Origin of the sequence: Streptomyces sp. NPDC050636, assembly GCF_040654775.1 — a bacterium.
Lineage (GTDB): Bacteria > Actinomycetota > Actinomycetes > Streptomycetales > Streptomycetaceae > Streptomyces.
Genome location: NZ_JBFAIP010000166.1, coordinates 1 through 8609 on the forward strand (window position 1 = coordinate 1; position 8609 = coordinate 8609).

Annotated in this window: 5 protein-coding genes and 3 pseudogenes; 2 read left to right on the forward strand and 6 right to left on the reverse strand. The window is 67.0% G+C overall.

Features of this window, described 5'->3' with window-relative positions; all coding sequences use genetic code 11:
* From AB0I10_RS39245 to AB0I10_RS39260, 4 genes and pseudogenes are all read right to left on the reverse strand, one after another.
* Window positions 1–1833, reverse strand: a 1833-nt coding sequence (locus tag AB0I10_RS39245) for an acetate--CoA ligase (RefSeq protein WP_363157539.1), incomplete at its 3' end; no start/stop codon positions are given.
* Window positions 1834–1872: 39 nt separating this feature from the next.
* A complete protein-coding gene (locus AB0I10_RS39250; protein ID WP_363157540.1) occupies window positions 1873–2160 on the reverse strand; it encodes a hypothetical protein in 288 nt (95 codons plus the stop codon).
* Between the two features lie 579 nt (window positions 2161–2739).
* Window positions 2740–3366, reverse strand: coding sequence for an excalibur calcium-binding domain-containing protein (locus AB0I10_RS39255; protein WP_363157541.1), 627 nt, complete (start codon window positions 3364–3366; stop codon window positions 2740–2742).
* A 1229-nt stretch (window positions 3367–4595) separates the two neighbouring features.
* A pseudogene (locus tag AB0I10_RS39260) lies at window positions 4596–4900 on the reverse strand (DDE-type integrase/transposase/recombinase); the annotation flags it as partial.
* Between the two features lie 185 nt (window positions 4901–5085).
* On the opposite strand from AB0I10_RS39260, the pseudogene AB0I10_RS39265 reads away from it, so the two are divergent.
* A pseudogene (locus AB0I10_RS39265) lies at window positions 5086–5229 on the forward strand (transposase); the annotation flags it as partial.
* Window positions 5230–5252: 23 nt separating this feature from the next.
* Here AB0I10_RS39265 and AB0I10_RS39270 read toward each other — a convergent pair.
* Window positions 5253–5843, reverse strand: coding sequence for a hypothetical protein (locus AB0I10_RS39270; protein ID WP_363157542.1), 591 nt, complete (start codon window positions 5841–5843; stop codon window positions 5253–5255).
* Window positions 5844–6201: 358 nt separating this feature from the next.
* Between AB0I10_RS39270 and AB0I10_RS39275 the strand changes: the two are divergent.
* Window positions 6202–7488, forward strand: a pseudogene (locus tag AB0I10_RS39275) (penicillin-binding transpeptidase domain-containing protein); the annotation flags it as partial.
* 290 nt (window positions 7489–7778) lie between these two features.
* On the opposite strand, the gene AB0I10_RS39280 reads toward AB0I10_RS39275, so the two are convergent.
* Window positions 7779–8090, reverse strand: a complete 312-nt coding sequence (locus AB0I10_RS39280; protein ID WP_363157543.1) for a hypothetical protein — start codon at window positions 8088–8090, stop codon at window positions 7779–7781.
* Between the last annotated feature and the right edge of the window lie 519 nt (window positions 8091–8609).

An 8609-nucleotide genomic window follows, 5' to 3' on the forward strand; every position in this document is an offset into this window, starting at 1 on the left:
CACCTTGCGCTCGATCTCCGGGCCGGCACCCAGGCCGGGCTTGAGGGCCACGTACATCTCCACGGCGCGGCCGCGCACCTCGTCCACGACGGGTACGGCGGCGGCCTCGGCCACCTCCTCGACGGTGAGGGCGGCGGATTCGAGTTCCTTGGTGCCCAGCCGGTGCCCGGAGACGTTGATGACGTCGTCGATGCGGCCCAGGATGCGGAAGTAGCCGTCGGCAGCCTGCACCGCCCCGTCCCCGCACAGGAACGGCCAGTCGCGCCAGTCCGTGCTGTGCGGATCGCGGCAGTAGCGGCCGTAGTAGATGTCGACGAAACGTTCGGGCTGGCCCCAGACAGTCTGCAGTACGCCGGGCCACGGGTTGCGGATGCAGATGTTGCCCGCCTTGCCGCTCCCGGCCTCGACCACCTCGCCGTTCTCGTCATAGATGGCGGGGTAGATGCCCAGCGCGCCGGGGCCGCAGCTGCCCGGCTTCATCGCCTGCAGCGCCGGCAGCGTGGTGCCCAGGAAGCCGCCGGTCTCCGTCATCCACCAGGTGTCGACGATGACCGCCTCGCCCTTGCCGACCTCGTCGTGGTACCAGCGCCAGACCTCCGGCTCGATCGGCTCGCCCACCGTCGTCATGTGCTTGAAGTGGTGGTCGTACCTGGCAGGCTCGTCCGGGCCGAGCTTGCGCAGCATCCGGATGGTGGTCGGCGCCGTGTGGAAGATGTTCACGCCGAGTCGCTCGGCGATGCGCCAGCAGCGGCCGGCATCCGGGTGGTTGGGTGCGCCCTCGTACAGCACGCTGGTCGCCCCGAGCGCCAGCGGCCCGTAGACGATGTACGAGTGCCCGGTGATCCAGCCGATGTCGGCGGCGCACCAGTAGGTGTCCTCGGGATGGATGTCCTGGTAGTACTTCGAGGTGCCGGTGACGTACGCAAGATAGCCGCCGGTGGAGTGCTGGCACCCCTTGGGCCGGCCCGTCGTCCCGCTGGTGTACATCAAGAACAGCGGTGCCTCGGCGGGCATGGAGACAGGCTCCACGCTGCGGCCGCGGAAGCCGCCCAGCAGCTCGTCGACGAAGTAGTCCCGGCCCACGACCATAGGGCTGTCCGAGGCGTACGTCCCGGAGTGGCGGCGCCAGACGAGCACCTTGTCGACCTCCTGGCCGAGCTTGGCCGCGGCCGCTACCGCCTCGTCGGCCTTGGCCTTGTGGTCGACCAGGGTGCCGCCCCGGTAGTAGCCGTCCATGGTCACCAGCACCCGGCTGCCCGAGTCGGCGATCCGGTCGCCGCACGCGGTGCCGGAGAACCCGCCGAACACCTCGGAGTGGATGGCACCCAGCCGGGCACAGGCCAGCATCGCGACCGGCAGCTCGACGACCATCGGCAGATGGAAGGTGACCCGGTCACCGGCCCTGACGCCCGCGAAGTCGTGCAGCAGGGCGGCGAATTCGTTCACCCGCCGGTACAGCTCCTGATAGGTGATCGCCTGCAGATCGGCTTCCTCCGGCTCCGGTACCCAGATGAAGGCGGCCTTGTTCCGGCTGCCCGCCAGGTGCCGGTCGACGCAGTTGTAGCAGGCATTGAGGTGGCCCCCGACGAACCACTTCCAAAAGGGCGGATCGCTCGTGTCCAGTGTCGTGTGCCAGGAGGAGTCCCAGCTGAGCAGGTCCGCGTACTCCTTGAAGCACTCGGGAAAGCGGTCCTCGCCGAACCGCTCCAGGATGGCGGGATCGGCCGCGTTCGCCTGCGCGACGAACGTGGCCGGAGGCCGGTAGTAGTCCTCCTCCCGCCAGTGGACTGCGATCTGCGCCTCCGAGACCTGGGGTTCCGGTTCGTGTGCCATCGACATGACCTCCTGAAATGTCCTTGGCGGCGCGGGACATCATGTGTCCGTCAGCAGCCGCGCGCAGACACAGAACTCGCGCAGGTCGGCGCCGCAGACGCACTGGCGGAGGAAGGCGGGGACGTCGCCCCGCCGCAGCGAGTCCCGGCACAACTCATCGGTCAGCTCCAGCGCCCGCAGCGCCACCGAGCCCAGCCGGCTGACCGGCCCCGTCTCCGCCTCGTGGCGCAGTCGTGCGAGTTCGCGCGCGACCACAGGATCGGTGCCGGACGACTCCAGCTGCGCCAGGAGCACGGACGCTTCCCCGACGAGGTACTGCTGCGTCATCCGACCACCGCCCAACCGGCGAGCAGAGCAACACGGCCATTCTCCGCCCCGGTACGCGCTCCGGCCAGCCCCCGCGGCAGTGGTGGCCCGGCTGCTTGTACCCGTCGCGTTCCGTGGAAGGACCCCCATTAGCCCGGACCGACAGCCAGCCGGGGGAAGGAGGCAGGTACGTTTTCGCTGGCCAGAGCTGCGTTACAGCGCCTTGACGGTGTCGTCCCTGTGAGTGATTTCGGCAGGCTGAACGGGCTCCGGCACACATTCGGTGAAGACGATCAGCGGGGCGAGCACGCAGGTGACGTTGGGTGCACCTTGGTCGATTCTTCGCGGAATGGGTGCCAGTGCCGGGGAAAGGGAGCCACCACTATCGAGTGATCTCTATCCGGGTCTGTTTGTGAGTGTTCGCGGCAGGTGCAGGCAGGGCCCGAGCCCGTGGGCTGCATCCGTGTAAGGCTCAGTGCGCCCCGCCGAACTCCAGCGCTGCCACCCCCGCCACGACGAGGACAATGACGGTTGGCTGCGGTCGCGGTGGTTGCTGTACTGCAGCCGGGGCCGTCTAGCTCGGTCACCAAGCGCCTGGGCTCACGGTGGATACGGCTCGCAAGCCACTCCGTCGCCGTCCCGGTCGAGATGTGGTGCGTAGCCGGGCTCTCCCTTATGCAGCGGTGCGGCACCTGCGGCTCGTGCCTCGTCGCAGTTCTTGTAGTAGGAGGAGGCTTCGCTGGGTTGCGGCTCCGGCTCTGTGACCTCGCGTAGGTCAGCCCCGACAATCGTGCCGCCGCGAACCGTGTAGGTGCCTTCGACGACCCGTAGTGAGCCGTCGGTCTGCGTAGCCTCCAACCTGACCGAGGCGGTGTCGCCGTCCACGCGGAGGATGTGGACTGTGTCGTGGGTGGTGGTGGCGAATCCATCCACGAAGGCCGCGTAGGAGCCGGAGAGGTTCTTGCCCCCGAGGTCCCATGCCCGTCGGTAGTCCCGAGCGTTGATGGCAGCGAAATACTCGTGGACAACGGACGACGTGTCGGTGGGTGTCGGAGGCGCCGTCGGTCGAGGGGGCGTAGGGGCTGGCGTCGTCGGCTCAACGGTAGCGGTGTTGGTCACTGTCGTCGCGTTCTGCGTGGGCGTTGAGTTGGCGCCCCCACAGCCGTTCACGCCCATCGCTCCCGCTATCAAGAGCAACGAGACTCCCGGACGGACGAGGCGGCTCATGGGCTTCACCTCACGAGTTGGGTGTCGCTCCCTTCAGACTGCGTCGCTAGCCACGGGACGGCAACGCGTGGATCATGGCACGTGAGGAGGACTCTGACCGCTCAGCTGGTAGCGGGCACCTGAGCTTGGGAATCACCGTGCGGAACTGGTCAAGTATGGCCTCTCACCTGCACATGTTTGTAAGCACTTCTTTGGGCACCACCGCACGGAGTTGAAGTGGCTCCGAGGTGTAAGAAGTTGATCTGGCTCCACTCGGCGAACACGTACTGCGACGTGCCCCCCTCGACGACGTGGGGACCGTTCTCCGAGACGCACAGGACCCGCAGTGCCCCGCTCGGATGCACGTCGTACTCATAAGGTGACAGTCACCGGCTTGTCTTCGTACTGCATGTCCAGTGACTCGCTGGACAGCTCCGCGGGGGACCGGCCTCTCTCGCAAGCTTGACGTAGACAGACATGCTTCCACGGTATTCCCGAACCACGTGTTCGCCGGCAGCCGACCGATGGGTCGACCGGCCCACCAAGAGGCCGCCTCCGCATCTCTGCGGAAACGGCCTGCGACCCGCGTGAACGCCGATCGGAACAGAAAGGGCCGACCCTGCTCTCCGCGGACCACATGAGGATTCTAGTGTTTTCCCGCTGAATAGCCGGGCGAGAATTTCGCGGTCACGAGGCGCAGGATCAGCAACCCTGTCTTGCCGAGTTGCATATGCACCTCCTCGCAGTCGCCCTGCCGGTAAGTCCTCCGGCACTTTCCAGCATACTCCGCACGCCCCGTATCCGTATCCATATCGGTATATGCATCGGACCAGCATGGATTGTGCTGCCAATGATTTCCGTTCGGGATTTTGATCGACACCCTGCCCCGAATGAGCCAAGAAATTCGTCGGCCGATCGCGGGAGCCGCCCGGCATCCCGCCCTCCTCGGGAATTTCGCAACCGTGATCTGATCATCACGCCGGAACCGACACTCTCCGCTGCACCCGGACCACCGCGCGCAGCCGACCACCTGTCACGCCGCTGACCTGGCCGGATGATCAATCGGCACCTACCCTGTCGGCGCAGGCGCTCGCGAACGAGAGCCGCTCCGTTCCTGTCTCGTCGGGATCCCCGCCCGCGCACGGTCGAGTGGTGCGCGCGTACGGGGCCGGAGAGGCAGGGGACATCGCGCGGGCGATGTGAGCGGAGGCGGGGTTGAGAATAGGGCAGACGGTGTCGGAGATCGCCGGCCCGTCCTGGTCCACCGCCCGCCACAGGTAGCGCACCTTCCCGTTGACCTTGATGAACACCTCGTCCAAGTGCCATTTGTCGCCGGGACGCGGCTGCCGGCGGCGCAGCTCCTTCGCCTAGGCGGGACCGAAGGTGGCACACCAGCCCGGACGCTCTCGTAAGACACGGTGACGCCGCGCTCGAAGAGGAGCCCCTCGACCTCCCGGTAGGACAAGGGGAATCGGTGGTACAACCACACAGCGTTTCCGATGGTCTCGGCCGGGAACCGGTACCCCTTGTACGACACCGACTCCTCGGACGCCACAACCAGCCCCTCCCCACGACAGCCCACAGCAAGAACATCTCACGCCGCCCACAACAACTTGAGAGAGCCCCGTGACGGCCTGAACCGCTCATTGGGATACGCGACTTGATCGCTGTGTAGGACAACGTCGGCGAGGCCGTCCGCAGGGCTGGCGGACAACAAGCTGGCGAGGTGGCCATGCCGAGCTGTGGGCCGGAGTCGACATCGGCAAGGAGCATCACCACTGTGTGGCGCTCGACGCAAACGGCAAGCGCATGCTCTCGCGGCGCGTTCGCAACGATGAAGCCGAGCTGCTGGAACTGATCCACGACGTGCTCGCCCTCACTGACGCACGAGGATTGACGCCGTTTGCCTACCTGGGTTTGTAGTCTGCGGCGGTCTCAATGCTCTGGAAAGCGCTGTTAATGTCCTTCACCCCTTGTGCCATCTCGCTGAGGGCAGCAACAAAGCCTTTACCACGCTCGGTGTTCTGCGCGGCTGACTCGCTGGGGGGTACTGTGGTGGCTTCCTGACAGGCCATCGCGCCATTGTGTATCCGGTTCAGGGCGTCGGCCCAAGGCTTCTGTAAAGCCGGGTCGGGGACTGTGAAATATGCCTGGGCCTCGTCGACACGGGCGAGCATCGCACCGCAGGCACGCTTGTACCCCTTCTCGTCGACGGTGACTGTGCCGTCCGGGTGTCGCGGAAGTGCCAGTAGCTTGTTGCGTTCGGCATCCAGATCGTTTGCGGCAGAATTGATCTTCGCTAGGTGCCGGACGCCGCCGGACCACCAGGACCAGAGTTTCCAGCCCCGAACCTTGGGGTCCTCAGGCCTTGTTGGAGAGGCGCCTGGCGTCGGCGGCGCAGGAGTGGAGCCGTTCCCGGGGTCCCTGGCGAGGTCCTGAACGGATCTGAGCGAGGCGGAGGCAGCAGGGTGGGGGCCCGGCATGGCGATCAGCAGCACGGTGGGAACGGCGAGCCCGAAGGCAGCAGCGACTTCGGGGAATCTCCATCGCCTGGCTCGTGAGTCGACCCGGCGCGGCACGCGGCCCTGTCCCACCGGAGTACGGCCCAGCCTGCGTACCACCCACGCCCCGCCAGCGCCGATCAGGGCACCGCACGCAGAGCTGAGGACCGCATTGACCAGGGTGAAAGCAATGACCCGTCTGCCGATCTCCACCCCGTTCACGGGGCGCCAGTGGCAGACATCGATTATCCCGTTGAACGGGCCGAGGCAGCCGTCGGCGGAATACAGGACAAACACGGCCCCGCAGGCGAGCAGCTGGGCTACCTGCGCAGCAATCAGCGCCTTCAACAGCACCTGGACGTACGGATCCGAGCTCGAAGCGGTCCGTGAGAAGAAGACGGGCAAGGTGCTGGTCGGCTGGCGGCCCACCGTCCTCCATCCGGACCTGGGTGGCGGCGACACCCTCAAGACCGGCAGGGCGGAGGCTCCGCCCATCAAGGCCGTGGACCGCAACGGCGCGGCGCTGACAGAGAAGGAACACCCAGCGCTGCGCAAGGTGCTCTCCAGCCTGCGCGAGCGGCACGGGGACAAGGCCGGTGGGACGGCGGGCGTGGAGCTGTGGATCGCGCGCGCCGACAAAACGGACGCCGATTCGGGCTCGGGTACGCAAGCAGACGGCAAGGACTCCGAGCGCCCTGACGAGACCCTCAAGGTGCTCTCCAAAGGCACGCCGGGCACTCTCCGTACGACGCTCGACGCAAAGCTCCAGAGGGTGACCGAGGAGGCGGTGGGCAAGCGCTCGAAAGCCGCGGCGGTCGTCCTCGACCCCGTCACGGGCGAGATCCTCGCTGCCGCCAACTCCCCTGCCGACGAATTCAACATGGCTTTCCAGGGCTCCTTCGCCCCCGGCTCCACAATGAAGGTCATCTCGTCGGCGCTGCTGATCGACAAGGGTCTCGCGGCCTACGGCGAGCCGCACCCCTGTCCCAAGTACGTGACATACGGCGGCTGGAAGTTCCAGATTGACGACAAGTTCGAGATCAAGAACGGCACTTTCGAGTAGAGCTTCGCCCGCTCCTGCAATACCGCCTTCATCAGCCAGGCCGAGAAGCTCAACAACGACGAGCTGACCAAGGAGGCGCGGGACGTCTTCGGGATCGGGCTGACCTGGGGGACCGGCGTGCCAAGTTTCGGCGGTGCGCTTCCGGTGCAGAACGGTGCCCCGAAGGCTGCCTCGCTGATCGGCCAGGGTGGAGTCCGGATGAACCCGCTCACCATGGCGTCGGTGGCGGCCACCGTCCGTTCGGGAGCCTTCCACCAGCCGTACGTCGTCGCCCCGTCGGTCGACAACCGGCAGCTCGCCAAGTCGTCCCGCCCGCTGTCCGCGGACACCGCGAAGCAGCTGCGCTCCCTGATGCGGCTGACCGCGACCTCGGGCACCGCGGCCGAAGCGATGGCGGGGCTCGACGGGAAGATCGGTGCGAAGACCGGGTCGGCGGAGGTCGACGGGCAGAAGAAGCCCAACGGCTGGTTCACGGCCTACCGGAACGACCTGGCCGCCGCAGCGGTCGTCCCCGCGGGCGGGCGCGGCGGATCGTCGGCGGGCCCGACCGTCGCGCAGATCCTGCGCTCGGCGGACTGAGCTGCGGTAGGCGGGCCAGGGAGCTATGGGTATGCGAGACGTCGCGGCAACGTCGACCTGCTCTGCGCACCCCGCGCCCGCGCCCGCGCCCATCCCACCCTTCAGGAGCCGCGGGCAACGACCAGCTGGGTATCGGCATCGACGACGACCTGACGGTTGGTGGAGTACCGATAGGTCAACAACCGTGAAACTGCACAGCACTCAACGAACCTGCGCAATTCCACGTCAGAATCGAACTGCGCAGATTCACTGACCGACGACACTCACCTCGACGAGTCGGTTGGTGGATATCAGCCAGGCCACACCGCGGTAGGGAACTGGGGTGCGCGCCGTCTACGGGCTTCGAGCACGAGGGACGTGATTCCCGAGACGAGCGTCGCGGTGAACGACAGCATCACGATGACCGGCCGCCAGATGTTGGAGGCTTCTACCACGACCAGCCACATCGCTGCCGAACCTGTCGCCAAGGCCAGCAGCAGTGGGACCCTGACCCTGCGTGACAGCCTGCCGCTCATCGCGACGAATGCGTATCCCAGGATCGCGCCTGGCGCTACAGCCGCGACCAGACCCAAAGCCATAAAGGCAAGGAAAGCGATGATCACGTTCTGACCTCCGGATTCATGGCAACCGGTCATAAGGGCAGGCGGACCCGCATTCCCCGCTGCTCCGGCAGGTTCACACGCCGACAATACGGCGGCGCCCGGCGGGTACGCCCAGAGGCCCCGGACCGTCTATTGGTCGGCACTCTCTACAGCGACGTCTTGGGCGAAGGTGTCACTGCCCGGGTTCCGTTCCGACTGCAATATGCCGAGCGCCCCTCTTCGCCCCGGGGCAGGGCGTCCGCGCCTGCTCCGCCCCCTCGGACGACCGGTTGGACGGCGTGGCGGCGGGTGCACGGGCAGACGAGGTTGTGGAACGCAATGAAACGCTTCTCGAATACCAGCACCGGCCGTGACGTTCTGGGGCGCGCCGGCTCGGCGGCCTCGCCGCTCCCGGGAAGAACCGCAAGTGGCGGGGGGGGGGGGGCGGCGCCGGCCCCCCCCGCCCCCCCCACGCGGGGGGGCGCGAGGAGCTCCGCGATAGGACCACGCCGCACGGGCGGGCGAGCGAGAGGGGGGCGG

What these genes read in the sequence shown, in the direction of transcription:
- AB0I10_RS39255 (WP_363157541.1), bottom strand. Translation starts at nt 3,366, where the DNA reads ATGAGCCGCCTCGTCCGTCCGGGAGTCTCGTTGCTCTTGATAGCGGGA.
- AB0I10_RS39250 (WP_363157540.1), bottom strand. Translation starts at nt 2,160, where the DNA reads ATGACGCAGCAGTACCTCGTCGGGGAAGCGTCCGTGCTCCTGGCGCAG.